Genomic DNA, 25199 nt, shown 5'->3' with positions numbered 1-25199 from the left:
CGTCGTGCGCAATTGTTGCATCAGTCTAGCGACCGCTTCTTTCGTATGCACGATGGTTCCCCAGTAACGGGCTTCTTGTCTGCCTTCTTCCGCGACCGCTACTGCAATTTTTGACTTGGATACGTCTAAACCGACGTATTTTATGGAATTACTCATGATAGACCGACTCCTTTTTGTTTGTAGCTCTGATTTGGTTGCAATGGTGTTTTGCTAATCTCATTGTTTCCAAATGTAACCTACGGATAAGCAATCAGGATGTCGGTTTCGTTCATTATAACTATGAAGGCCATTTGGCAAGAAAAACGAATGGTTGCGGACAGGAGATCCGTTAATCTCCGGGAAAACCGTAAAAAGGCGCAAGTTTTTCGTAAATAGCGAAACCTGTGTCCGGAGTTGCTTGATTTCAGCGGTCTTTGGATCGTATAAGGGAACGGTGGTCCGATGTTCCCGGATAAACGGGTTGCGGACGGGTTTGCGGAAGGCCGGACCCCAATCGTAAAACGGCCCCTGCCGATATCCGCTTACCTTGGAGCGTCAAGGGATCGGCAAGATTGTCCGTGGGACCGGCTTTGCAGGGATTATCCGTCAGGACAACCCCGGCTTTTTTCCCGTCGGGACGTTCCCGGCTCTCCAATTGTGATATAATGGAAGCGGCGGAGATTTTCGTTTCTCATTATTCCGTTTTGGAGGGTTCAGGGTGCTGCCCAAAGTCAACCAGACGATGTTCATCCAACCCGTGCGGGAGCAGGGCGACGGCGACTCTTCGACGCTTCGTTCGCGTCTAGCCGATGCCGATGAACATTCGCTTTACATTGAAGTTCCGCTTGTGGAAGGAACCGGAAGGCTGTATCGCACCGAAATCGGCGAGCGGCTTCGCGTGTTTTATTTTACCGCGGAGGGCGTCAGGCATCAGTTTGCGACGCAGGTGACCGGCTATCGCGAGGAAGCCGTCAAGCTGGTGGCGCTGCAAAAGCCCGAACCCGATGCGATCGCCAGAGATCAGCGCCGCAGCTTCCTGCGTGCGGACGCCCAGCTCGAAGTCGCGATCCGGATCGGCGAGCGGCTGCGGTTCGTCGCCCTGACCGAAGATGTCGGCGGAGGCGGCTTGTCTTTCCGCTGCGAGCGCAAATATCCGATCGCTCCGCGGCTGAAGCTAAACGGCTGGCTGCTGATTCCGTACCGGTCGGGCGCCGTCACGCACGCGAATTTCGACGCCGAGGTCGTGCGATTCGAACCGGCCGAACCGAACCATTACAACGTGATGGTCCAATTTACCCATATCCCGGATTCGGAACGGCAAAAGATTATCCGCTATTGTTTCGAACGCCAGTTGGATTTACGCAAGGAATGATGACATTGAAGAAACGCGACGGCAACGAAGCAAATTTCGTCCGTTGGGCGGATCGGGCCGAACGCAGGCTGCTGCAAGTCGCGGCGGGTCTAGCCGCGGCGCTGATCGCCGCGCAGCTGTTGCTGCAAATTCCGGCCGTCCGCCATGTTCTCTCAGGCGCCGAGTCGCGCGAAGGGATCGTTTATCACGCTCGTTAGCGTCTGCCAAAAGCGGGCCTTTTTGCATATGCAGATAGGGTGTGGTATAATTTTCTCGAGTGCACGCAGGCTGAGCCTGCTGCTTTTTTCTTACGGTAGGTTGAGTAGGAGGCCCTTTCGTACCCCATGATTGAACATTCGACGCATCCCATCAATATCGCGATCGACGGCCCGGCCGGCGCGGGCAAGAGCACGGTTGCCAGGCTTGTCGCCGAACGGTTGCGATATATATACGTGGATACGGGAGCCATGTACCGAGCGGTAACCTTTATAGCCTTGAGGCGGGGGATTCCGATCGAGGACGAGCGGCGGATCGGCGATCTTGCGCGGCAGCTCGATATCGTGCTGCTTCCCGGGGATGCCGGACAACGGGTTTTGGCGGACGGGGAAGACATCACCGCCCACATCCGTTCGTTGGAAGTCAGCCGCAACGTGTCGCGGGTGGCGGCGATCGAAGCGGTGCGCCTGCGAATGGCGGAGCTTCAGCGCCAAATGGCCAAGTCCAAGGGCGTGGTCATGGATGGAAGGGACATCGGCACGCATGTGCTGCCGGACGCCGAACTGAAGGTGTTTTTGACGGCTTCCCCGAGAGAGCGGGCGCTTCGGCGCTATCGGGAATTGGGGGACGCCCCGCAGGTCACTTTGGAACAGCTCGAACACGAAATCGCCGAACGCGACAGAATGGACCGGGAACGCGAGATTGCTCCGCTTGTTCAGGCGCCCGATGCCAGGTACATAGACTCTACCGGACGGACGATCGAAGAAGTGGTAGATGAAATCGTGGAATGGGGACGAGCGGCTTCAAGAACCATTTCGGCGGGGGAGAAGTAAGCTATGTTATATCGTATCGGCCGGGTGATTTTGCGTGCCGTATTCGCCGTCCTGTACCGCTATGAGGCGCGGGGCGTCGAGAATATCCCGCCGCATGGTCCCGTCATCCTCGCCAGCAACCACAAGAGCGTGCTGGACCCGATCGCCCTCGGCATTGCAGTGCCGAGAGAGCTTCATTTTATGGCCAAGACCGAGCTTTTCGCCATTCCGCTCTTCGGAAGCCTGATCCGCAAGCTTGGCGCGTTTCCCGTCAAACGCGGAGGCGTCAGCAAGGAAGCGATTCGGACGGCGATCCAATTGCTGGAGGAAGGGCGGGTGATGGCGATCTTTCCGCAGGGAACCCGCAACGAGGATATCGGAGTGGGCAAGAGGGGCGCCGTCACGATGGCACTGCGCGCGGACGCGAAAATCGTGCCGGTAGCCATCATCGGCAATTACCGCCCGTTCCGGAAGATGATCGCGGTGTATGGAGCGCCGTTGGATTTCAAGGCGTACGCGGAGGCCGGGGAAGATATGGAAACGATGACGGAGCGGCTGATGTCCCGCATCCGGGAGATGGCGGCGACCGGACGGCCTTCGGCGTAACGGCGGTTGCGGCGCGAAGCAGGCGAAAGGCACTTTATCTTTTTTTTATGCCGATGATCCTTTTACGCCGATCTCAACTTGGTATAAGATGATTAATGTGATTTAAACACCGCTTTTTACGCTTGCGGGTTTAAATAAAGCTGTGGTAGAACTGAGGAGGTATTTTCATGTCTGAAGAATTGAATGTCCAGGAAACGGCGACCGCCGAAACGGTCAGCCAGGATGCGCTTGAAAACATCGTATCCTTGAAAAAAGGCGACACCGTGAAAGGAACCGTCGTTAAAATCGAAGACAACCAAGCTTTCGTAAGCCTTGGATATAAATACGACGGGGTCATTCCGCTGAGGGAATTGTCCGCCGTTCATTTGGATAACGCATCTGATGCCGTGCAAATCGGGCAAGAAGTCGAAGCGAAAGTCGTCAGCATCGACGACGACAAGGAAAAGCTTGTGCTTTCCAAACGCCAAGTCGACAGCGTCCGTGCATGGGATGATTTGCAAAAGAAATTCGAAAGCGACGAAGTGTTCGAAGTGACGGTTGCCGACGTTGTGAAAGGCGGTCTTGTCGTCAACGTAGGCGTGCGCGGCTTCATTCCGGCTTCCATGGTCGAGCGCCATTTCGTCGAAGATTTCAGCGGCTACAAGGGCCGCACGCTCCGCGTGAAGGTCAAAGAACTGGACCGCGAGAACAACAAGGTCATTCTGTCGCAGAAAGACGTTCTGGAAGCCGAGTATGAAGAGAAGAAACAACAAATCATGGCTTCCCTCCAGCCGGGTCAAATCATCGAAGGCACCGTTCAACGCCTGACTCCGTTCGGCGCTTTCGTGGATATCGGCGGCATCGACGGCCTCGTCCATGTGTCCGAAATCGCCTGGACGCACGTCGCCCATCCGGCCGACGTCGTGTCCGAAGGCCAAACCGTGAAAGTCAAAGTCTTGAAGGTTGATCCTTCGATCGGCAAAATCAGCCTGAGCATCAAGGCGGCGCAACCGGGTCCGTGGGAAACGGCGGCCGACAAGTTCCATACCGGGGACATCGTGTCCGGCGTCGTCAAGCGGATCGTCAGCTTCGGCGCTTTCGTCGAAATCGCCCCCGGCGTCGAAGGCCTGGTGCACATTTCGCAAATTGCGCACCGCCACATCGCTACGCCGTTCGAAGTGCTGAAGGAAGGCCAAGAAGTGCAAGCCAAGATTCTGGACTTCAATCCTTCCGAAAAACGCGTTTCCCTGTCGATCAAGGAAACGGAAGAAGCGCCGCCGCGCGAAGAGCGCGCTCCGCGCTCGCCGAAGCAGGAATCGAACATTCCGGCTCCGGAAAGCATGAGCTTCACGCTTGGCGAGAAATTCGGCGACAAGCTGAGCAAATTGAAATAAAGCTGAAAAAGGCCGTCTTCGCCGACATCATGCCGGCAAAGGCGGCCTTTGCGCTTGTCAACCGCTGCCGGAAACTTCGCAATGCAAAGGGATTGTGGACGTTTTGATTGCTATTTTGGGATAGCCGCTTCTGCAATTGAGCGTCACACCGGCACTTCTTCGGGTTTTTTAATATGCAGGGGAGGCGGGACAAGCCATCCCTTTTCCTTGGTAAGCCGCAAAATTTTCAGTCCGATTGCGGCTTTCGTCGTATGATACTTCGCGAACAAGGCGGCGACGTCTTCCCGGATGGATTTGCCCATGATTGCCGCCATGGAAAATTGCCAGATGTCGCAGGCTTCCCCATAGTGCAGCGGCTCATCTTTCGGATTTCCGCTTAAAATCCCCATTTTCAACACTCCTTTTGTTAAATCGAAGTTGTTTCCTAACGTATTGTACCTTTGAAAACAATTAATACGCGTAATACGCGGTTGCCGGGATGCTGTTCTGAATCGCAGCTTTTTTAAACTTCCGAATGAGGGTTCGTCCGCTTAAAAGAGCATACTAATGGCATTGACGAGAGGAGGGATTGCTTCATGCTGCCTCCCGGCTACGCAGCGGGATTCGGATGGCTGATCACGGCCGTTCTGTGGTGGAGCGGCTGGAGGGCCGAGTTGGCGGACACCTTGCCCGTGCGGAGCGTCAGCCTGTTCCTGGCCGGTTGGCCGCTCGCTTTCGCGGTTAACGTGCCGGTGACGGAAGAGCTGTCGCTCAACGGCACGTTCGTCTGGACGGCCTTGCATGCGATCGCCCTTTTTCGTTCGATGGAGAGCAGCCGCCGGTGGACGTCCTTCGCCGCAGGGTTATTGATCGCCGCTGTCACGCTGTTTCTCGGCAGCTTGTTCGCCTCCGCCTCCCCGGGCGATGCCGAGGCCGTCCTCTATGCGGCGATCTTGGCGGGATCGGCGTCGGCCTTCATGCTCGGCTCCGCCGCCGAGCAGCTTGCGGCGCTTATGCTAGGCTGCCTTGCGGCGTCTCTCGCCGTATCGGTTTGGCGCGAAAATCCGGCGATCCAGCAGTCGATGGGCGGCGCCGTCCGGTTTCATCCGTGGTGGATGCCGATTCTTGCCGCAAGAGCGCTGTCGGTTGCCTTTCACCGGTGTGCAAAGTGGCTGAGCGGCCGGCGCAGCCGCAGGAATTGGCGCAGAGGAGGAGAAGAGTATTGATGGCAAGCTGGCTAAGCGGGCATCCGGATCTTGCGGGCGTCGCCCTCGGAACGTTTTTCGGCGCTTCGACCCGCATATTGATGCTGCGGAGCGATTACCGCCAATATCCGGCCTATCCTCACGGCCGCATCATTCATATGGCGCTGGGTTTAATCGCCGGGGCGCTCGGCGCGGTCGCCGTGCCGGCGCTGTTCAACAAGGACTATACGGCCATCACCTTTTTGGCTCTGGCGGCCCAGCAATTCCGGGAAGTGCGGAACATGGAGCGCAACACGCTTTCGGCGATCGACCAGCTGGAACTGGTGCCGCGCGGGGCGGCCTACATCGAAGGGATCGCCGTCGTGTTCGAAGGAAGAAACTATTTGTCGATATTGGCGGCCTTATTGACCAGCTTGGCGGTGACGCTGGCGGGCTGGGGGGCGGGAATAGCGGTCGGCGCGCTGTATCTGGCGCTGATGCTGAAGTTCCGCAAAGGCAAGACGATTCGGGATATCGCGCGGGTGGAATTTGCGGACGTCCGGCTTGACGGACCGGATGTGCATGTCGGGGGCATTTACATGATGAACGTGGGACTTGAGGCCAACCGCCGGATTATCGCCGAGCAGGGAATCGGCTTTGTCCTCACGCCGAAATCGGACGACGCGAAAGTGACGCTGGCGAATTTGGGGCAGCGGCAAGCGATTCTGCACGATGTGTCCACCCGGCTGGGAATTTACCGGGACGACGGGGAGCCGGCCTTGCTTCCGCTCGCCAAGCTGGAATTGGCTTCGGGGAAGCTCGGCTTGCTTGTTCTGCCGCGGGAACGCGACCGGGACAAAGCGATGATGGCGGTGACCGGCGTGCCGCTGCTTGAGGCGGCCGTCAGGATGCCGACGGAAGCCAACAGACGGAAAGGGGGCGCTTAGCATGGCTAGAATCGCCGCCATTGTCACGACGCGCAAAGACGAAGCTGCCGGCGGGGCGCCGATTATTCATGTCGCGGACCGCGAACGCCTGAAATCGGTGTCCAATCTGCTGGAAAAAGCGCTGGACTGCGCCGCCCATCAGATTCACGAAGACATGATCATCCTTGTGGACCGCCATCAAAAGAACCGTTAGCCAAGCCGTCATATTTTTGTTATGATGTAGGCTGTATATAAACTGGTAACCATATTAGGGAGTGAAACGAATGGCAAGACCCGTCATCGCTATCGTGGGTCGGCCGAATGTAGGCAAATCGACGATTTTTAACCGGATAATCGGCGATCGACTGGCCATTGTGGAAGACAAACCAGGAGTTACGCGTGACCGGATTTATGGCACGGCGGAGTGGAACGGCGTTTCGTTCAGCGTCATCGACACGGGCGGCATCGAGATCGACGGCGAGGACGGCCTGCTCAGGCTCGTGCGGATGCAAGCGGAGCTGGCCATCGAGGAAGCGGACGTCATCATCTTCATGGTCGATGGCAAAGCCGGACTTACGAACGCGGACGAGGACGTTGCGCAAATGCTGTTCCGTTCGGGCAAGCCCGTCGTCCTGGCGGTGAACAAGGTGGATAATTTTCAACGGATGGAGGACATTTACGAATTTTATTCGCTCGGCTTCGGCGATCCGGTGGCGGTGTCCGGTTCTCACGGCATCGGGATCGGGGATTTGCTGGACGCGGCGGTCGCGAAGCTTCCGGCCAAAGAGAACGACGAATACGACGACGATGTCATCAAGGTGGCGCTAATCGGGCGGCCCAACGTCGGCAAATCGTCGCTCGTCAACGCGATTCTCGGGGAAGAGCGCGTCATCGTCAGCGACGTGGCCGGAACGACGCGCGACGCGATCGACACGCCCTTCGAAAAGGATGGGCAAAAATACGTGCTGATCGATACGGCCGGCATGCGCAAGCGCGGCAAAGTGTACGAGTCGACCGAGAAATACAGCGTCATGCGCGCGATGAAAGCGATCGAACGGGCCGACGTGGCGCTTATCGTCATCAACGCCCAGGAAGGCATCATCGAGCAGGACAAGCATATCGCCGGTTACGCGCACGAGCTCGGCAAAGCTTCCGTTTTTGTCGTGAACAAATGGGACGCCGTGCCCAAAGACGACAAGACGATGCAGCAGTTCACCAAAGCGATCCGCGAGCAGTTTCTCTTTATGCACTACGCTCCGATCGTGTTTCTGTCGGCGCTCACCAAGCAGCGCCTTCACCGGCTGTTCCCGGTGATCAACCGGGTGGCGGAGCAGCATGCGATGCGCGTGCCGACGCACGTGCTTAACGATATTATCGCGGACGCCGTGGCGGTCACGCCGCCTCCGACGGACAAAGGCCGCCGCCTGCGCATCAATTACGCGACCCAGGTGTCGGTCAAGCCGCCGACGATCCTCATTTTCGTGAACGATCCGGAACTGATGCATTTTTCGTACGAACGGTTTTTGGAAAATAAAATACGGGCTGCTTTCGAGTTCGAGGGGACTCCGCTTCGGATCTACACTCGCCGCAAGTCCGATCAGGAATAGGAGAGACCGGCCGTGTGGTTAGCGATCATTGCGATTGTCATCAGCTATTTGCTGGGTTCGGTTTCGTTCAGCATCCTCTTGGCCAAATCGCTGCGGAAAATCGACATCCGCCAGTACGGGAGCGGCAATGCCGGAGCCACCAATACGCTCAGGGTACTGGGCAAGGGGCCGGCGCTTGCCGTCTTTGTCCTGGACATCGCCAAAGGGATTGCCGCCGTTGCGCTGGGGCTCGCCCTCAAGGACGGCGATTACGGATGGCTGCCGGTCGCTTGCGGCCTCGCCGCCATCGTCGGCCACAACTGGCCCGTGTTCTTCAAATTTAAAGGAGGCAAGGGCATCGCCACTACGATCGGCGCCATGGTCATGCTCGCCGCGATCCCGTCGGTCATCGCCGGCGTCGTGGCGATCGCCGCGATCGCGCTGACGCGTTACGTCTCGCTCGGTTCGATGATTTTTGCCGTTTTGCTGCCGGTTGTCTCGGCTGCCTGCGGCTACGGCCCGGCGATCGTATGGGGAGGTGTCGTCGTGGCGGCGCTGGCGTTGCTTCGCCACCGGAAAAACATCGTCAAGCTGTTAAACGGCACGGAAAACAAACTCGGCGGCAAAAAGGAGGAGTCCCATGGCGTCTAAAACCGTCGCTGTCCTGGTGGCCGGCAGTTGGGGGACGGCGCTGGCGCGCGTTCTGGCCGACAACGGCCATTCGGTGACGTTATGGACCCGCAGCGAGGCGCAGGCCGAGGAAATCCGCAGCTTGCGCCGCAACCGCAAATATTTGCCGGACGCGGAGCTGCCCGAAGCGCTTGAGGCAACGTCGGACATGGAAGCCGCGCTGAAAGGGGCGGACGCGGTTGTGTTCGCCGCCCCGTCGTCGGCGATGCGCGACGTCGCCCGCATGGCGGCGGTACATATTCGCCCGGAAACGCTGATCGTGCATGCGACCAAGGGCTTCGAAACCGACACGCTCAAACGGATGTCGACGGTCATCTCCGAGGAGCTGGGCCGTCCCGAAGAGGAAGTGGTCGTGCTGTCGGGACCGAGCCACGCCGAGGAAGTCGCCCAGCGCCAACCGACGACGGTGGTCGTCGCCTCGCGCACCGTCGCATTGGCGGAGGCCGCCCAGGATCTGTTCATGAACGAAGCGTATTTCCGCGTTTACACCAATCCCGATGTCATCGGAGTGGAAACGGCGGGCGCGATCAAGAACATTATCGCGCTCGGAGCCGGACTTTCCGACGGGCTCGGCTTCGGCGACAACGCCAAGGCGGCGCTCATTACCCGCGGTCTGGCCGAAATCGGCCGCCTGGGCACCGCCATGGGGGCCAATGCCCTGACGTTCTCCGGGCTCGCCGGCGTCGGCGACCTGGTCGTCACCTGCACGAGCCGACACAGCCGGAACTGGCGGGCGGGCTCTATGCTTGCCCAGGGGCTTGGGCTGGAAGAGGTGCTGGAGCGGATGGGCATGGTCGTGGAAGGCGTCCGGACGACGAAGGCCGCTTTTCTTCTGGCCCGTCGTTACGGCGTCGAAATGCCGATTACCAGCGAGCTGCATCAGGTGCTGTTCGAGAAAAAATCGCCCGCGGAGGCCGTCGGCGCCCTGATGGGACGCGTCCGCACGCACGAAATCGAACCGGCGGTCTTCTCGTCCTTTGACGGGAAACGCTGACCCGCGAACGGAACCGGCCGGGTCGGCCGCCGTGGGCAGCCGCCGCTTTTCGGCACCGATTGTCTCTCCTCCTCATAAAATGCATTGGAGTAGGACCCGGAGGAGGGGAACAATGGACAAGAAACTTTCCAAGGACATCTTGAACACCGTAAGCAAAAAAACAGGCAAACCCATCTCGGAGACGTCGATCAAAAAAATCGCCAGCGGCGTATCGCCGAAAACCTTGCAAAGCGACGCGCAAATCCGTCAGCTGGTCAAGCAAGTGTCTGCGATGGCCGGCGTCCCGGTCACGGAAGAGACGATCCGGGAGATTACTTCCGCGGTGAGGAAAAGCGGATTGAATCTGAACAACCTGGAAGGGCTCATGAAAATGATGCTGAAAAAATAACGGCGCGGGCGAACCCGGCGGATCGGACCTCGTCTTCTTCGGAAGAATCGGGGTCCTTTTTTTGTGCCATGCCGGCAGCAAGCGGGGGCAGGACGGCAGCATAGCGGACGGGCGGCCTGGGAAAGGATAAAACGATCGATCCGAATCAAGGTTTTCGGGTTGTCCGTATTACGCATGTCATTAATATTCAGGAGGTTTGGAAGGAAGATGACCCTGGCAACCGCAACCGATTTCCTTGCCGCCGTCAAAAAACGGCGCTCGTACTACGCGATAAGCAAAGAATCGGTCATTCCGGACGGGAAAATCGAGCAGATCATCAGCGACGCCGTCAAATATACGCCTTCGGCATTCAACTCCCAAAGCACGCGGATCGTATTGCTGCTGGGCGCCCACCACGACAAGCTGTGGGAGATCACGGAAAAGACGCTGCGCCAAATCGTCGGCGACGACGCCAAATTCGTTTCGACAAAGGAAAAGATGGACGCTTTCCGCAGCGGTTACGGCACGGTTCTGTTTTTCGAGGACCAAAACGTCGTGCGGCAGCTTCAGGAGCAATACGCGCTATACAAGGACAATTTCCCGGTCTGGTCCGAGCATGCTTCCGCCATGCACCAGTTCGTTGTCTGGACAAGCCTGGAAGCGGAAGGGCTGGGCGCGTCGCTGCAGCACTACAATCCGGTCATCGACGACGAAGCGAAGCGGACGTGGAACATTCCGGACAGCTGGAAGCTGATCGCCCAGATGCCTTTCGGCAAGCCCACCGCTCAGCCGGGCGAGAAGACCTTCCAGCCGCTCGGGCCGCGGATCAAAGTGTTCAAGTAAACGCTGCGCCTGCCGCTATGGAGCCGAACGAAGAGGGGCCGTCCCGCAAGGTCTGTGCAAGACCGGTGCCGGTCCCTTTTCGTTTTCTTTTTTTCGTTGAAATGGTATAATATTCACCGTTTTGTAGGGTAAAAACGGAAAGGAACGGCGCACATGGATCCAATGACGAAAATGTGGGTATCGTTTGTCGGGATCGGTCTGATGATTTTGTCGGCGGTTCTTATTATGTTTACCCGCGCCAAGACGAAAGGAATCATCCGTTTTGTGTTATCGCTTGTCTCGTTTGCGGTCCTGCTGCTCGGGATGATATTCGGATTGTTTTCCATCATTTAAACTTTTACGTTATTCAGGCTTTAGTAGCGAACATGGGAGGGCGAGCCATGCTGACATTGACCGGACGAACCCTCACGAAAAGCGGCGAGGCGCAAGTCGGCTCCAGCCTGCTGGCCGCCGCCCGCAAGCTGGGCGTCGACTGGCAGTTCAACTGCTCCCGCGGCACATGCGCGCGCTGCCGCTGTCTGGTCAAAGAGGGCAGAGAGCTGCTGAATGAAGCGACGGACGCGGAATGGGACCGCTTGGGGCCGGAGGAGCTGGATGAGGGCTACCGTCTCGGCTGCCAGGCCGTAATCGTGAAGCCGGGCACGATCACGGCGGTGAACCGGACTTATTTTTGATGCGAGGAAAGAAGGGATTGCCGTGCTGCCACCCAATCTTGAAAGAGCCGTCCGGCGATTGGCCGAACTGACAAGAGGCTGCGGCGTCCGGTGGACGATCGGCGGCAGCGCGGCGCTGGCCATCCGGGGGGCGAAGCTCGATCGGCCGCCAAGGGACGTGGACATTTACGCCGACGGCCAGGACATCCCCGTGCTGCACGAAAGGCTGCGGTCCGCGGCGCTGGACCGTCCGACGGAAGACCGGACGGATCGGTACCGCTCTATTCTGTCCCATTACGATTTGATGGGAACGACGGTCGAACTGGTGGGCGCGTTCCGCGTCGGCTGCAGAAATTCGGTGTATATCACGGAAGTTGCGGCGATTTTGTTTCCGATGAGCGAGCGGGTGCGCTTTGGCGACGACGAGCTGTTTCTCGTCCCGCTTGCCCACGAGCTGCTGTTCAATTTGCTCCGGGAACGCTACGACCGGGTGGAGACGGTCGCCCGGCTGATGAGGGCGAATCCCGAGGCGCATGCGCCGGGGCTCAGGCGGCTGCTGGAACGCAACCGCCTGGCGCCGAATATCGCGGAAGAGGCGCTGCGCCTGGCCGGAGTGGACGAGAGGGGAGCGTACGCCGATGGGCGGTCCCCCGTCCGTTAAAGTCGTGTTTTTGCCCGGCGGTCGGACGGCGGTTGTCCGTCCGGGCACGACGCTGCTGGATGCGGCGCGCCGGGCGAAGGCGCCGGTTCGCACGCGCTGCGGCGGCGTGGCCGGATGCCTGATGTGCAAGGTGGCCGTCGACGAGGCCTTCCGGGACCGCTTGAGCGAGCCGTCGGACGCCGAGCTTCGCAAGCTGGGGCCGCTGCTGCAGCAGGGCATGCGCCTTGCTTGCCAGGCGAAGGTCTGTCGCGATGCGGTCGTGCAGGTGCCGGAAGATCCGCTGAAGGCGGCCGTGCGCAAAAAGCTTGCCGAACAGGCGGAGGAAGATTTGTGGTGAACGTAGGAGGAAAGCGATGAAGGTTGCGTTTCGGGCTCGTTTACGCGGCATGCTGCGCGCGGCGTCGTGCGGCATGCTGGCGGTGTCTCTTCTGGCCGTTGCCGGGTGTCTGTACCCGGACGATCAAACGCCGGGCAGCGGCGCGTCGGCGCGCGAAGCGGTGCTGACCGTGCAGGACGCCGTGGACCGCTATCAGGAGGCGACCGGCCTGCTGCCGATCATGAACGCCGACCGTTCGGTGCCCCTGTACGAGAAGTTCAAAGTCGATTTGGGGAAATTGAAGCGAATGGGCTTTTTGTCAACCATTCCTTCGGCCGCATTCGAGAGCGGGGGAAAGGATCAGTTTCTGATCATCGACGAAGAGACCGATCCCAAGGTCAAGCTGCTCGATCTGGTCGTTTACCAAAGCGTAGCGTCCGTGCAGAAAAAAGTGAACGACTATATGGACAAGCGCGGCGGGCAGGCTCCTGCAGGCGAAGAAGTCTATCCCGGCTTTTATGCGCTGGATTTCGGCAAGCTCGGAACCGAAGAGCCTGACGTTCGCAGCATGTTTTCCGGGCAAAGCCTGACGTTCCTCGTGGATGGCGGGGGAACCGTTTATCTCGACTACGGCGTCGACATCGCGACCGCGATCCGCAAGTCGGGAGCCGTTCCCGACGGCAAACAGGATCTCCGCCGCCTGCTCGTCGACGCCTCCTACTACGTTCCGGTCAAATCCCCCGTGTACAACTGGGTGAACGGGGCGCCGCAAGCGGTGCCCGAGCGGAAATAACAAGACAGCTTCATACGGCCGGCATCGCCGTTCTCCGGATTTCCGGAGGACGGTTTTTCTTTTTCCCGCCGCCGTCTTGCGGCTTTGCGCCCGATTCCGCAATTGCCGAACCGAAGACATAGTCGGATTTTTCCATACATACAATCAAGGGGAGAGCGGAACGATCCGGAAGTTTGCGTTTCGCACGAATTTTTTTCGGGATCGTCATAAAGAAGAATTTCCCACATACAATGTTACCAGTCCAAGTTCGTGTACGAGTTCCGTCGCGCTGACGGATTCACGCAGGCTTCGCGATTAAGCAGGGGAGGGAATCGAAGTGGAAAAAGTGGACATTTTCAAAGATATCGCCGAACGCACGGGCGGAGATATCTACCTCGGGGTCGTCGGCGCCGTCCGGACAGGCAAATCGACCTTTATCAAGCGTTTTGTGGAAACCGTTGTGCTGCCCAACATCACGCATGAAGCGGATCGCGTGCGCGCCATCGACGAGCTTCCGCAAAGCGCGGCGGGACGCACGATTATGACGACGGAACCGAAATTTGTCCCGAACAACGCCGTGCAGATCAAGGTGGCGGAAGGTCTGGAAGTCAACGTCAGGCTGGTGGACTGCGTCGGCTATACGGTGGAAGGGGCCAAAGGCTTCGAGGACGAAAACGGACCGCGCATGATTACGACGCCCTGGTTCGAGGAAGCGATTCCGTTTCAGGAAGCGGCGGAAATCGGAACGCGCAAGGTGATTCAGGAACACTCCACGCTGGGCGTCGTCGTGACGACCGACGGCACGATCTCGGAGATTCCCCGCAGCGCCTACATCGAGGCGGAAGAGCGGGTCGTGCAGGAGCTGAAGGAGGTCGGCAAGCCGTTCGTGCTTGTCGTCAACTCCACGCGTCCGCGCAGCGAAGAAGTGCAGGCGTTGCGCAGCGAGCTGGCTGCGAAATACGACATTCCGGTTCTTGCGCTGAGCGCCGCCACGATGGGGGAAGACGAAGTGATGGGCGTGCTGCGGGAAGTGCTGTACGAGTTCCCGGTGCACGAAGTGAACGTCAACCTCCCGAGCTGGGTCATGGTGCTGAACGAGAAGCATTGGCTTCGTTCGAGCTATGAAAATTCCGTCCGCGAGACGGTGAAGGATATCCGGCGTCTTAGAGACGTAGACCGCGTCGTGTCGCAGTTCATGGAATACGATTTTATCGGCCGGGCGGGCCTCAGCGGCATCAACATGGGCCAGGGCGTTGCGGAAATCGATCTGTTTGCGCCCGACGAGCTGTACGATAAAATTTTGCAGGAGGTCGTCGGCGTCGAGATTCGCGGCAAAGACCATCTGCTGCAGCTCATGATGAGCTTTGCGCACGCGAAGCGCGAATACGACCGGTACGCGGAAGCGCTGGAGATGGTGAAGACGACCGGCTACGGCATCGCCGCCCCGTCGCTTGCCGAGATGACCCTCGACGAGCCGGAGCTGATCCGGCAAGGTTCCCGCTTCGGCGTCAGACTGAAAGCGACGGCGCCGTCCATTCACATGATCCGCGTCGACGTCGAATCGGAGTTCGCCCCGATCATCGGCACCGAGAAGCAAAGCGAGGAACTGGTCCGCTATCTGATCCAAGACTTCGAGAAAGACCCGATCAAAATTTGGGAATCGGATATGTTCGGCCGTTCGCTTCATTCGATCGTGCGCGAAGGCATTCAAGGCAAAATCGCCATGATGCCGGACAACGCCCGCTACAAGCTGCAAGAGACGCTGGGCCGGATCATCAACGAAGGCTCGGGCGGTCTGATCGCCATCATCCTGTAAGCCGAATCCCGACAGGGGCTGTCCCATAAGTAGTTAAAACTACTGTGGGGCGGCTCTTTTTGTTTAGGCCATCGTGTGGGAAGGGGAGCCGATTCCGCTTATGGCTTGTCTGTCGCGCGTTCCGTTTTCGTTCGCTTTTACCTCTCGGCTTCATTCAACTCTCGAAGCAGTTGGCGAATTGGATTGGCCACCTCCAGCTTACCTCCCCTTTTTCGATAAGAAGCTGATTTTTCATGCACTCCGAGAAGCCAGCTCCTCCGTCATTTGACTTCGGGGCAGATTCGGGCGCTCGCCCGGCCGGTCGAACGAGCCGGATGACCGATTCAATTGCCGTTATCGCAATTGAATCGGGGGTGTACGCGAAAAACGGGCTGTGCAGTTGCGGTTATGGCAACTGCAGTTCCGCCCGGCCGGCCGGACGGGGGCGCGTGCAAAAACAGTTCGCCTTTTGCACGACCTTTTGCGCGGTTTTGCTTGGACGAGACGGGCGCGATTATCCGCGAATTCGACAAAGGTATTGTAAAATAGACAAAAATCTCATAAAATCAGATTTTGTTGAGTTCTTTTTTTGGCGCCATTTCTTAAAAAACCGATTGACATAGTAGGAAATAGGGGCTATATTAGCATTGCAATTATGAGATACAAGTTTAAGGGGAGGCACTACAATCTATGAAACATTCGGCACGTTATAGCGTCTGGGCTGCGCTCGCGCTGGCGATCGTTCTGGCGCTTACCGCCTGCGGCAGCAAGAACGGAAACACGAACGCCGGCTCGAGCCCGTCGGCGTCCGCTTCGGCGTCGGCATCCGCTTCGCCCGCCGCATCCGGTTCCGAAGCCCCCGCCGATATCGAAGCGCTGAAAGGGAAGAAAATCGCCCTTGTCATGCAATTCATGCAAGGGACCTTTTCCGCCCAATACGTCGACGGAGTGAAAAAACAAGTCGCCAAGTACGGCGGCGAATTGAAAGTCTTCAACGCGAACGGCGACCTGAACGTGATGGCGGCCAATCTGGACAACGCCGTCAACCAGAAGTTCGACGGCATCCTGATCGACCACGGCAACGCGGAAGCGTTGACCGCCGGCGTCCAGAAAGCCGTGAACGCGGGCATTCCGGTTGTCGAGTTTGACGCGGGCCTTTCGATCGAAGGCGTGACCAGCGTGGCGCAGAACGACCAGCTTCTCGCCCAGAAGACGCTTGAACAGCTTGCCAAGGATGCGGGAGACAAGGGCAACATCGTCAAAATCTGGGTGGCCGGCTTCGCTCCGATGGAGCGCCGCCAGCAAGCGTATGATGCGTTTTTGAAAAGCCATCCGGACATCAAGGAAGTTGCGGCGTTCGGCCAATTCGACAACGCGCAGCTGAACGCGCAAACCCAGATGGAAGCCGTGCTCAGGCAGTATCCGGAGAAAGGCAGCATTACCGCGGTATGGGCGGCCTGGGACGAATTCGCCAAAGGCGCCGCAACCGCGCTGAAGCAGGCGGGCCGCACCGAAATCAAACTGTACGGCATCGACCTCACGGACGAAGACCTTGCCATGATCCAGGATCAAGACGGCGCATGGGTCGGCAGCGCAGCGGTTGACCCGAGCTCCATCGGCGTCGTGCAAGTGCGCTATCTGTATCAGAAGCTGCACGGCGACAAGACCGACGCGCGTGTCGAGCTGGAGCCCGTCTACGTCGGACGCGACGCGCTGCCGAAGGACAAGCAGATCACGACGGCGGAGCTTTCCCAGTACATTCCGGAATGGGGCCAAACCGAAACCGGAAACACGGAATACTTGAAACAGCTTGAGCAATCCGTAGGCGCACAATAATCCGTCTGCATGGCGATTGCATTACGGCGCGGACACGATCCGCGCCGTTTCCTGCTGTCTGGATGAGAATAAGGGAGGGAATCGGCGGATGGCAGCACCTAGCGTGCTTGAGATGAAGCGCATTGCGAAGGCGTTCGCCGGCGTTCAGGCGCTGGACGAGGTCGATTTTCGCGCGCAAGGCGGAGAAATTCACGCGCTGCTCGGCGCGAACGGAGCGGGCAAAAGTACGCTGATGAAGATTTTGTCCGGGGCGTATGCGGCGGACGGCGGCAGCATCGAGCTGAACGGAGCAAAGCTGTCGATCGGCTCTCCCGCGGACGCCAAGGCGGCCGGCATTCATTGCGTCTACCAGGAAGTGGATACTTCGCTTGTGGCCCAGATGACGGTGGCCGAAAATATTTTTTTGGACCGGCTCGCTTCCTCCCGCGGCGACGCCTTCGTCAAATGGAACGGCCTGTACGAGGAAGCGGCGAAGGCGCTGAAGCAGCTTGAGCTGGATATTCCGGTTCGCAAGCGGGCGGGAGAGCTGACGCTGGCGGAGAAGCAGCTTGTCCTGATCGCCCGGGTGCTGGTGGAGGACGCGAAGGTCGTCATTCTGGACGAGCCTACCGCGCCCTTGAGCATGGAGGAGACGGAGCGGCTGTTTGCGATCATGAATCGGCTGAAGGAAGCGGGGATCGCGGTCATTTTCATTTCGCACCGGCTGCCGGAAGTGTTTCGGATGAGCGACCGCATTTCGGTGATGCGGGACGGGCGCATGATCCTGACCGAGCCGGCAAGCGGGCTGACGCCTGCGGACGTCATACGGGCCATGCTCGGGCGGAGCTTTGAGGAAGAATATCCGAAGCGCAGCGTCGCGATCGGCGAAACGCTGCTGACCGTCGAGGATCTGGCGGCGGGGCGCAGAGTCCGCGGAGTGAATCTCGACGTGCGAAGGGGCGAAATCGTCGCCGTCGTCGGTCTGGTCGGAGCGGGGAAGACGGAACTGTCCCGCCTGCTGTTCGGAGCGGACCGGGCGGAGCGGGGACGGGTCTTGCTGGGCGGCAAGCCCGTCGATCTCTCGTCGCCCGCTTCGGCGATCCGGGACGGGATCGCCCTCGTTCCGGAGGAGCGGCGCAAGGAAGGCATTCTGGTGAAAGAATCGGTGCTGCATAACTTAAGCCTGACGATGCTGCGTCCGCTCAGCAGGTTCGGCTTCCTCTCCCCGGCCGCCGAACGCAGCCATGCAAGCGGCCTGATCGGACAGCTCGGAATCAAGGCGGCGTCGCCGTACCAATTGACCGCCACCTTAAGCGGCGGCAACCAGCAGAAAGTCGTTATCGGCAAATGGCTGAGCACCGGAGCGGAAGTGTTTGTGCTCGACGAGCCGACCAAGGGAGTCGATATCGGAGCGAAGCGGGACATCTTCAACATTATCGGCGAGCTTGCGGAGATGGGCAAAGGCATTCTGTACCTGACGTGCGAATTTCCCGAGGCGCTTGGGCTTGCCGACCGCATTCTCGTCATGTGCGACGGCCGGATCGTGAAACAATTCGCCCGCGGCGAAGCGACGCAGGAAGACTTGCTCTATTATGCCAGCGGCGGACGGGAGGAATAGAAGTGAAAAACAAAGTGCTGGATTTCTCGTTCAAATACGGGGCGCTTATCTTCATCGGCATCATTTTGCTGTTTTTCTCGCTGTACAACGAATACTTTTTCACCTATTCGAATTTGACGGACATCCTCCGCTCGATTTCGATCGTCACCTTCGTCGCCATCGGCGTGACGATTTCGCTGATGGTGGACGGCTTCGACCTGTCCGCCGGTTCGACGGTCTCGCTGTCGACGGTCGTCACCGCCACGCTGATGATCTGGTACGAATTGCCGCTGCCGGTCGTCATCGTCGTGCCGCTGCTGGTCGGCGCCGCCGTCGGGCTGCTCAACTCCTTTCTGATCGTGAAGGTGCGCATTCCGGATTTGCTTGCGACGCTTGCGGTGATGTATATCGTCAGCGGGCTTCACCGCACGTACACGAAGGGCTACTCCATTTATAACAACATGCAGCTTGCGGACGGATCGAAGGCGCCCGGCAAAATGTACGATTCGTTTTTGTGGATCGGCCAAGGAAAGCTCCTCGGCGTTCCGTTTCCCGTCATCCTGATGCTCATCGCGGTCATTGCCGCCCACCTGTTTTTTAAATATACCCGCTGGGGCAGACAGGTGATCATGACGGGCGGCAACGAGGAGGCGGCACGCTTGTCCGGCCTCAGAGTCAAGCGCATCCGCGTGTGGGCGTACGTGGCGTCCGGCGTGTTCGCCGCCATCGGCGGCGTTCTGTTCGCGGCGCGCGTCGGCAGCGGCCAGATCGACGCCGGCGCGCCGCTGCTCATGGAATCGGTGGCCGCCGTGTTCGTCGGCTACTCCGTCTTCGGGGCGGGCCGTCCGAACATTGTCGGCACGTTCGTCGGGGCGGTGCTGACGGGGATTTTGATCAACGGGCTGACCATGATGAACGTCCAGTACTATTCCACGGATATCGTCAAAGGCGGCGTGCTCGTGCTCGCGCTTGCCGTCACGTTTATCCATCTGACGCGCCGCAAAGTGTAAAAACGGCCGGGCAATGCCGCAAACCTCGCGCCGCGCTTGAAACTTCGGCGCTATTGTGTGTATAATTTCTGATGAAACGGTTAAACAGTTAACAGGCCAGTACCCGTCCGGGAGGTGAAAGTCATGAACAAAACCGAACTGATCGCCAAAGTATCCGAACTGGCCGATCTGTCCAAGAAGGATGCGACCCAAGCGGTTGACGCCGTGTTCGAGGTTATCTCCGAAGCGTTGAAAAACGGAGAAAAAGTTCAGTTGGTTGGCTTTGGCAACTTTGAGGTGCGCGAACGTTCCGCCCGCAAGGGGCGCAATCCGCAAACCGGCGAGGAGATCGAAATTCCGGCAGGAAAGATTCCCGCCTTCAAGCCGGGAAAAGCGCTCAAAGAAGGCATTAAATAAAAATGTTTTTTGCCTAGTTTTGTGATGGTTTCAGGGTTGCGTACTGCTTGCCGCCTGTGCTATAATCACTCTCGTGTTCATCGGGGTATAGCGCAGCCTGGTAGCGCGCATCCTTGGGGTGGATGAGGCCGTGGGTTCAAATCCCGCTACTCCGACCATGACATACTTACACGAAACTGCTTTTTCGCGAATTGCCGCGGAAAGGCAGTTTTTGTTTGACAGAGCGATAAGCTTTCCTTCATCATGAAGATAAAGAAAACCTAAAAGAAGCTGGAGGATACGCCATGGATTCGACTCCCGCGCAAGGAGAATATATCGTTGTAAAAGCCAAGGACAACGGGGTGAACGTCATCGGCCTGACGCGCGGCCAGGATACCCGGTTTCACCATACGGAAAAGCTGGACCGCGGGGAAGTGCTCATCGCGCAGTTTACCGATCATACGTCGGCGATCAAAATCCGCGGCAAGGCCACGGTGCTGACCAAGTACGGCGCAATCGAGACCGACGCTTGACGGCCGCGGCCGCCGGCAGCAGGCCAAGCGTCTTCGTGCGCCGCTCATTCGCCGGGCTGTTCCGGTCGCCGAACTTCGGCGGCTTGCCTAAAAACCGGCGGCGCAGGCATAGCTTTCCTCTCCGTGCCGTACAATGGGTAATGGGACAACGTTGCGGATGAGGAGGGGAACGGGGTGGCGTATTGGCGTCGCTTGCTGGGACTTGCCGCGCTTGGCTTTGCGGTCGTCGTGGCGCTTGGCCGGCTTTCCGGACTGGAGCCGGAGAACCCGCATTCGCGCGAAGCGGAAGCCGTCTTTACGCCGCTCAAGGTCACGAAGCTGGCGGACGATACGCTCGTCGATGCGCTAATCGAGCTGCCGCTTGCCGATCAGCTGATCCGGGCGGGATGGGATCACGAAATTTTGACCGTCGATCTGGCGCTATCCCCTTCCGCGGCGCATCCGCAGAGCTGGTGGCAGGATGCGTCGACGATGGTGGAGCTTGCCTTCGGACGGTTGTCCAACGTTCGCCAGCTGCTGCTCAGGCTGTATCGGGAGGACGGCGGCAAACGGACGCTGCTTGTGACGGCGGACACGCGCCGGTCCGATTGGACGGACGGACAGCTCGGCGCCTTGGAGCCGAACGCCGGTACCGGGTTCCCCGCATGGGCGCCGAAGCTGCGGTTGTCCTGGACGGCGGATGGAAAACGCTGGATCGAAAATATTACAATTGAATGAATCCTGTCCCGGCGTTATGCGGGCGACAGGCGGGTGTGTTATAATAGACGAAATTTGAGAGTACGATGGTTGCTGCGGATGCTCGGAGGCTTAAACGATGACACGTAACCGAATGGCTCAGATGGCCCAGAAATATATGGAATATGACATGATCGGACTTCATACCGAGCTTCCGGAGTTTCCGGAGGGCCGAATTCGCCTGCTTCACGCGGTGCTGTCGCATCAGGACGAGAGCGCGAAGCTGAAGGATCTGATGGCGATCGTCGCCTCGCTCGCGCAGATGGGGCTGGATACGCACGATCTTGTCGGGAACGAATCCGCTGCAGGCCGCGGCGGATTGCTCGTTATGCGCGCAAGGCAGCTGAAGGTGCTGGCGGGCGATTATTTCAGCGGCCGCTTTTATCATCTGCTTGCCCAGGCCGGGCAGGTGGAGATGATCCGAAGAATCGGCGACGCGATTTGCGAACTGAACCGGATCAAGATCGGTTTTTACACGAAGATGAGGCAGATGAAGCTGAATGCGGAAGAATACCTGCTGCACGGGGCGGAGCTGAAGTCCGGCTTGTTTTTGTCGTTTGGGCATTTGATGACCGGCCTTTACGAGCGGCTGTGGCCCGAAATCGTGGACCGCTACAGCCGGTGCGAGCTGCTGCTGCAGGAGCTGACGCGGCTCGAGAAACCCGGCGAGCTGGGCGGCAGCTGGGGATTTTGGCATGTGCTGAACGAAGGCAGCGACGAGGACCGCTCGGCGCTCGCCGACAAGCGGCACGACGCCGGCTTTGTCCGCCAATTGTTCGACAAGTATTCCGTTTCCGACAAGCTGTCCGGCATGCTGAGCCAGACCGCCGCGCAACTGCAGGGGCTCATGGAGCGGATACCTTCCGATAAGCTTGTGCAAGAGCTAAAGCCGCTGATTGCGCCGTTTCTGAAGGCGGCGGGTCCCATGCCCGCGAAGGTGGCGACTGAACTGGGGTGAACCGCCAAATGGATGCAGAGTCCAAACAGAACCATGTCCATTCCGTATTTGAGAGCATCGCTCCCAAATACGATCTGATGAACGATATTTTGAGCTTTCGCCGCCACAAGGCTTGGCGCCGGTTTACGATGCGCAAGATGGAGGTGAAGCCCGGCCAGACGTCGCTCGACTTGTGCTGCGGCACGTGCGACTGGACGATCGCGTTGGCGCAGGCGAGCGGCACCGGCCGCACCGTCGGGCTCGATTTCAGCCGCAACATGCTGGAAATCGGGCGGGCGAAGGTGGAGAAGCTGGGGCTGGACAAGCAGATCGAGCTTGTTCAAGGCAACGCGATGTCCCTGCCTTTTCCGGACAATTCGTTCGACTTCGTCACGATCGGCTTCGGTCTTCGCAACGTGCCCGATTACATGCAGGTGCTGAAAGAGATGAGGCGGGTGGCGAAGCCCGGCGGCAAAATCGTCTGCCTCGAATTGTCCAAGCCCAACTGGCAGCCTTTCAAAGGCATTTATTATTTTTATTTCGAAAAGCTGCTGCCGCTGCTGGGCAAATGGATCGCCAAACGCTACGAGCAGTACCGCTGGCTGCCCGAATCGCTTGCGGCATTTCCCGATATGCAGGAGCTGGCGGAAATGTTCCGCGATGCCGGGATGCGGAATGTGCGCGTCTATCCGTTAACGTTCGGCATAGCGGCGCTGCATATCGGTACGAAAGGGAACGACAAACCATGATTCGCAAAATCCGCATTTTCCTTGAAATGATCAAAATCGAGCACACGCTGTTCGTTCTCCCGTTCGCGTATGTCGGCACGATTCTCGGGGCGGTAACGGAAAACCACGCCCTTCCGACCTGGGCGCAATGCGGCTGGATTTTGCTCGCGATGGTCGGGGCCCGTTCGGCGGCGATGGGCCTGAACCGGGTCATCGACAGGGCGATCGACGCCCGCAATCCGCGCACGGCCCAGCGGGCCATTCCGGCCGGGCTGCTGAAATCCGCGGAAGTTCTCGTTTTTATCGTTGTCTCGTTCCTGCTGCTGTTCTGGGCCGCTTCCGAGCTGAACAGCCTGGCGGTCAAGCTGATGCCGATCGCCGTGTTCATGACCGTTTTTTATTCGTATACAAAACGTTTCACCTGGGGTTGCCATTTGGTGCTCGGCCTGACGCTCGGCCTGGCTCCGCTGGGCGGCTGGATCGCCGTCACCGGAACGGCGTCGCTTCCCGCCTTTATCTTGTATCTTGCCGTCGCTTGCTGGACTGCCGGTTTCGATATTATTTACGCCTGCCAGGACATCGAATTCGACCGCAAGGAAGGTCTTTATTCCATTCCCGCGCGCTTCGGAATCAAAGGCGCTCTCCGCATCGCCCGCTGGCTGCACCTGCTTACGTTCGTCGGATTTGCGCTGCTGATCGCGCTGACCGATTTGAGCTGGTGGTATCTGATCGGCATCGTGGTCGCCGGAGCCTTGCTCGTCTATGAGCACCGGATCGTCAGCCCCGACGACTTAAGCAAGCTCAACGCGGCGTTCTTTACGATGAACAGCGTGCTGAGCGCAGTCATGTTCGTCTTCACGTTTATCGATCTCGTGCTGGTGAGATCATGGTAAGGGACGGGCAAGGGGAGCAACTGCGGCGCTGGATTGTCGGCATTACGGGCGCGAGCGGGGCGGTTTACGGCGTTACGCTTTGCCGCGAGCTGCTTGCCGCCGGCATTCATCTGCACGTGGTCGTGTCCGACGCGGGATGGCGGGTGCTGAAGGAGGAGTTGGGCTGGGATGCCGCCCGGCGCAAGGAATCGCTGTATCGCGGGCTCGGGTTGGAAGAGGGCGATCCCCGGCTGACGTACCACCCGCCTTCCGATATCGGGGCTTCGATCGCCAGCGGTTCGTTCCGCACGGAAGGAATGGCCGTCGTCCCGTGCTCGATGGGAACCTTGTCCGCGATCGCGCACGGCGCTTCGGACAATCTGCTCGCCCGCGCGGCCGACGTGATGCTCAAAGAGGGACGGCCGCTGCTTCTGGTTCCGCGGGAAACACCGCTGCACGCGATTCATCTGGAAAACATGCTGAAGCTTGCCCGCCTCGGCGTGCGGATCATTCCGGCGATGCCGGCGTTCTATTACGGACCGCAAACCTTGGAGGACGCGGTGCGGTTTGTGGTCGGCAAAGTGATGGACAGCATGGGCGTTCCGCACCGGCTGTTCAGAAGGTGGGGGGAAGCGGGCGATGAATGACGGCAAACGGCCTTTTCGCATCGGACGGATCGACTACGCGAACGTTTGGCCGGTATTTCATTATTTCGACCCCGGGCGCTTGTCCGGCGGGATCGAAATGGTTTACGGCATGCCGGCGGAGCTGAACCGGCTGCTGCGCGAAGGCGAGATCGATCTGGCGGCGGTGTCGTCGTTCGCGTACGGCCTGTCGGCGGAGGATTATTGGCTGTTGCCCGATTTGTCCGTCAGCACGTTCGGGCGGGTCCAATCGCTGCTTTTATTTTTGAAGAAGCCGCTGGAACAGGTTCTGAACGGCAAAATCGCCTTGACGGCAACATCGGCCACCACCGTCAATCTGACCAAAATCATCATGGAAAAATTTTACGGCGGCCATCCTTCCTACGAAACCGCCGAGCCGTCGCTGGAACGGATGATGGAAAAGGCGGACGCGGCTTTGCTGATCGGCGACCATGCGATCCGCGCCTCCTGGACGGACCATGGCTACCAGGTGCTGGATTTGGGCGAATTGTGGCGCGAGCTGACCGGGCATTGGATGACTTATGCGGTCTGGGCCGTCAGGCGCGATGCGGCGGCGGCCCATCCCGAAGCCGTCCGCGAAATCTACCGGGAAATGGTTCGCGCCAAGCGGCTCGCCGCCGCCCGGCCGGAGCCGCTGGTGGCCGAGGCCGTGCGCCGGATCGGCGGCGACAGCGCCTATTGGCAGGGTTATTTCAACGGGCTGTGCCACGATTTCGGCTCTCCGCAGCAGGAAGGTTTGCGGCTTTATTACCGTTACGCGAGAGAGCTCGGGCTGATGGACAACGCCGTTGCGCTCGCCGAATGGTCCGAATCCGTTTCGGCCTGACGG

General features: G+C 59.0%; 31 protein-coding genes and 1 tRNA gene. 31 read left to right on the top strand and 1 reads right to left on the bottom strand.

Going from position 1 to position 25199, the window contains the following annotated elements; genetic code table 11:
• Positions 1–697 precede the first annotated feature (697 nt).
• The 5 genes from F560_RS0109520 (at position 698) to rpsA (ending at position 4337) form a co-directional block, all read left to right on the top strand.
• On the top strand, positions 698–1351 hold the full coding sequence (locus F560_RS0109520) for a flagellar brake protein (protein ID WP_019005502.1): 654 nt from the start codon (positions 698–700) through the stop codon (positions 1349–1351).
• 5 nt (positions 1352–1356) lie between these two features.
• Positions 1357–1548 carry a hypothetical protein gene (locus F560_RS0109515; protein WP_019005501.1) on the top strand — a complete coding sequence of 64 codons (192 nt, stop codon included), beginning with the start codon at positions 1357–1359 and terminating at the stop codon, positions 1546–1548.
• 126 nt (positions 1549–1674) lie between these two features.
• On the top strand, positions 1675–2379 hold the full coding sequence (gene cmk, locus F560_RS0109510; RefSeq protein ID WP_019005500.1) for a (d)CMP kinase: 705 nt from the start codon (positions 1675–1677) through the stop codon (positions 2377–2379).
• Between the two features lie 3 nt (positions 2380–2382).
• Positions 2383–2964, top strand: coding sequence for a lysophospholipid acyltransferase family protein (locus F560_RS0109505; protein WP_019005499.1), 582 nt, complete (start codon positions 2383–2385; stop codon positions 2962–2964).
• A gap of 167 nt (positions 2965–3131) precedes the next feature.
• Positions 3132–4337: a 30S ribosomal protein S1 gene (rpsA, locus tag F560_RS0109500; RefSeq protein ID WP_019005498.1), complete on the top strand. Its 1206-nt coding sequence runs from the start codon at positions 3132–3134 to the stop codon at positions 4335–4337.
• Positions 4338–4480: 143 nt separating this feature from the next.
• Here rpsA and F560_RS0109495 read toward each other — a convergent pair whose 3' ends face one another.
• Entirely contained in the window at positions 4481–4726 is a 246-nt protein-coding gene (locus F560_RS0109495; protein WP_019005497.1) for a DUF3231 family protein, read from the bottom strand.
• Between the two features lie 186 nt (positions 4727–4912).
• On the opposite strand from F560_RS0109495, the gene F560_RS0109490 reads away from it, so the two are divergent.
• From F560_RS0109490 to F560_RS0109360, 26 genes are all read left to right on the top strand, one after another.
• The gene (locus F560_RS0109490) at positions 4913–5542 is read left to right on the top strand and encodes a hypothetical protein (protein WP_019005496.1); all 630 of its coding nucleotides are present in this window, start codon (positions 4913–4915) and stop codon (positions 5540–5542) included.
• Complete coding sequence (locus F560_RS0109485; RefSeq protein ID WP_019005495.1) at positions 5542–6447, top strand: YIEGIA family protein; 906 nt, start codon at positions 5542–5544, stop codon at positions 6445–6447. Before F560_RS0109490 ends, F560_RS0109485 begins: the two co-directional genes overlap by 1 nt.
• Before the next feature lies 1 nt (position 6448).
• On the top strand, positions 6449–6640 hold the full coding sequence (locus tag F560_RS0109480; RefSeq protein WP_019005494.1) for a capping complex subunit for YIEGIA: 192 nt from the start codon (positions 6449–6451) through the stop codon (positions 6638–6640).
• Positions 6641–6710: 70 nt separating this feature from the next.
• Positions 6711–8033 carry a ribosome biogenesis GTPase Der gene (gene der, locus F560_RS0109475; protein WP_019005493.1) on the top strand — a complete coding sequence of 441 codons (1323 nt, stop codon included), beginning with the start codon at positions 6711–6713 and terminating at the stop codon, positions 8031–8033.
• A gap of 12 nt (positions 8034–8045) precedes the next feature.
• On the top strand, positions 8046–8663 hold the full coding sequence (gene plsY, locus F560_RS0109470) for a glycerol-3-phosphate 1-O-acyltransferase PlsY (RefSeq protein WP_019005492.1): 618 nt from the start codon (positions 8046–8048) through the stop codon (positions 8661–8663).
• Positions 8653–9696 (top strand): NAD(P)H-dependent glycerol-3-phosphate dehydrogenase, encoded by a 1044-nt coding sequence (locus F560_RS0109465; RefSeq protein ID WP_019005491.1) that lies wholly within the window; start codon positions 8653–8655, stop codon positions 9694–9696. The genes plsY and F560_RS0109465 overlap by 11 nt, the downstream gene beginning before the upstream one ends.
• A 112-nt stretch (positions 9697–9808) precedes the next feature.
• Positions 9809–10084, top strand: a complete 276-nt coding sequence (locus F560_RS0109460) for a stage VI sporulation protein F (RefSeq protein WP_019005490.1) — start codon at positions 9809–9811, stop codon at positions 10082–10084.
• Positions 10085–10291: 207 nt separating this feature from the next.
• A complete protein-coding gene (locus tag F560_RS0109455) occupies positions 10292–10906 on the top strand; it encodes a nitroreductase family protein (protein ID WP_019005489.1) in 615 nt (204 codons plus the stop codon).
• Between the two features lie 153 nt (positions 10907–11059).
• On the top strand, positions 11060–11239 hold the full coding sequence (locus tag F560_RS0109450; RefSeq protein WP_019005488.1) for a DUF2768 family protein: 180 nt from the start codon (positions 11060–11062) through the stop codon (positions 11237–11239).
• A gap of 47 nt (positions 11240–11286) precedes the next feature.
• Positions 11287–11580 (top strand): 2Fe-2S iron-sulfur cluster-binding protein, encoded by a 294-nt coding sequence (locus F560_RS0109445; protein ID WP_019005487.1) that lies wholly within the window; start codon positions 11287–11289, stop codon positions 11578–11580.
• Positions 11581–11602: 22 nt separating this feature from the next.
• Positions 11603–12220 carry a nucleotidyltransferase family protein gene (locus F560_RS22925; RefSeq protein WP_156828941.1) on the top strand — a complete coding sequence of 206 codons (618 nt, stop codon included), beginning with the start codon at positions 11603–11605 and terminating at the stop codon, positions 12218–12220.
• Positions 12198–12557 (top strand): 2Fe-2S iron-sulfur cluster-binding protein, encoded by a 360-nt coding sequence (locus F560_RS0109435; RefSeq protein ID WP_019005485.1) that lies wholly within the window; start codon positions 12198–12200, stop codon positions 12555–12557. Before F560_RS22925 ends, F560_RS0109435 begins: the two co-directional genes overlap by 23 nt.
• Positions 12558–12573: 16 nt before the next feature.
• On the top strand, positions 12574–13329 hold the full coding sequence (locus tag F560_RS0109430; RefSeq protein WP_019005484.1) for a hypothetical protein: 756 nt from the start codon (positions 12574–12576) through the stop codon (positions 13327–13329).
• A gap of 316 nt (positions 13330–13645) precedes the next feature.
• On the top strand, positions 13646–15124 hold the full coding sequence (gene spoIVA / locus F560_RS0109420) for a stage IV sporulation protein A (RefSeq protein WP_019005482.1): 1479 nt from the start codon (positions 13646–13648) through the stop codon (positions 15122–15124).
• 669 nt (positions 15125–15793) lie between these two features.
• The gene (locus F560_RS0109415) at positions 15794–16939 is read left to right on the top strand and encodes a sugar ABC transporter substrate-binding protein (RefSeq protein ID WP_019005481.1); all 1146 of its coding nucleotides are present in this window, start codon (positions 15794–15796) and stop codon (positions 16937–16939) included.
• Between the two features lie 88 nt (positions 16940–17027).
• Complete coding sequence (locus F560_RS0109410) at positions 17028–18536, top strand: sugar ABC transporter ATP-binding protein (RefSeq protein WP_026298193.1); 1509 nt, start codon at positions 17028–17030, stop codon at positions 18534–18536.
• A gap of 2 nt (positions 18537–18538) precedes the next feature.
• Positions 18539–19525, top strand: coding sequence for an ABC transporter permease (locus F560_RS0109405; RefSeq protein ID WP_019005479.1), 987 nt, complete (start codon positions 18539–18541; stop codon positions 19523–19525).
• 123 nt (positions 19526–19648) lie between these two features.
• Positions 19649–19921 (top strand): HU family DNA-binding protein, encoded by a 273-nt coding sequence (locus F560_RS0109400; protein ID WP_019005478.1) that lies wholly within the window; start codon positions 19649–19651, stop codon positions 19919–19921.
• An 81-nt stretch (positions 19922–20002) separates the two neighbouring features.
• Positions 20003–20079: transfer RNA gene (locus F560_RS0109395), tRNA-Pro, on the top strand.
• A gap of 126 nt (positions 20080–20205) precedes the next feature.
• Positions 20206–20433, top strand: coding sequence for a trp RNA-binding attenuation protein MtrB (mtrB, locus tag F560_RS0109390; RefSeq protein WP_019005477.1), 228 nt, complete (start codon positions 20206–20208; stop codon positions 20431–20433).
• 174 nt (positions 20434–20607) lie between these two features.
• Complete coding sequence (locus F560_RS24580) at positions 20608–21150, top strand: hypothetical protein (RefSeq protein WP_019005476.1); 543 nt, start codon at positions 20608–20610, stop codon at positions 21148–21150.
• 97 nt (positions 21151–21247) lie between these two features.
• Positions 21248–22126, top strand: coding sequence for a heptaprenyl diphosphate synthase component 1 (locus F560_RS0109380; protein ID WP_026298192.1), 879 nt, complete (start codon positions 21248–21250; stop codon positions 22124–22126).
• An 8-nt stretch (positions 22127–22134) separates the two neighbouring features.
• Positions 22135–22854 (top strand): demethylmenaquinone methyltransferase, encoded by a 720-nt coding sequence (locus F560_RS0109375; RefSeq protein ID WP_033395970.1) that lies wholly within the window; start codon positions 22135–22137, stop codon positions 22852–22854.
• Positions 22851–23726 (top strand): UbiA-like polyprenyltransferase, encoded by an 876-nt coding sequence (locus F560_RS0109370; RefSeq protein ID WP_019005473.1) that lies wholly within the window; start codon positions 22851–22853, stop codon positions 23724–23726. The genes F560_RS0109375 and F560_RS0109370 overlap by 4 nt, the downstream gene beginning before the upstream one ends.
• On the top strand, positions 23720–24352 hold the full coding sequence (locus F560_RS0109365; protein WP_019005472.1) for a UbiX family flavin prenyltransferase: 633 nt from the start codon (positions 23720–23722) through the stop codon (positions 24350–24352). The genes F560_RS0109370 and F560_RS0109365 overlap by 7 nt, the downstream gene beginning before the upstream one ends.
• Entirely contained in the window at positions 24345–25196 is an 852-nt protein-coding gene (locus F560_RS0109360) for a menaquinone biosynthesis protein (RefSeq protein WP_019005471.1), read from the top strand. Before F560_RS0109365 ends, F560_RS0109360 begins: the two co-directional genes overlap by 8 nt.
• The last annotated feature ends 3 nt before the right edge of the window (positions 25197–25199 follow it).

This window comes from Cohnella laeviribosi DSM 21336, from assembly GCF_000378425.1.
GTDB lineage: Bacteria > Bacillota > Bacilli > Paenibacillales > Paenibacillaceae > Cohnella > Cohnella laeviribosi.
Note: the sequence above shows the minus strand (reverse complement) of the source record. Positions and strands in the feature narration are given on the sequence as shown.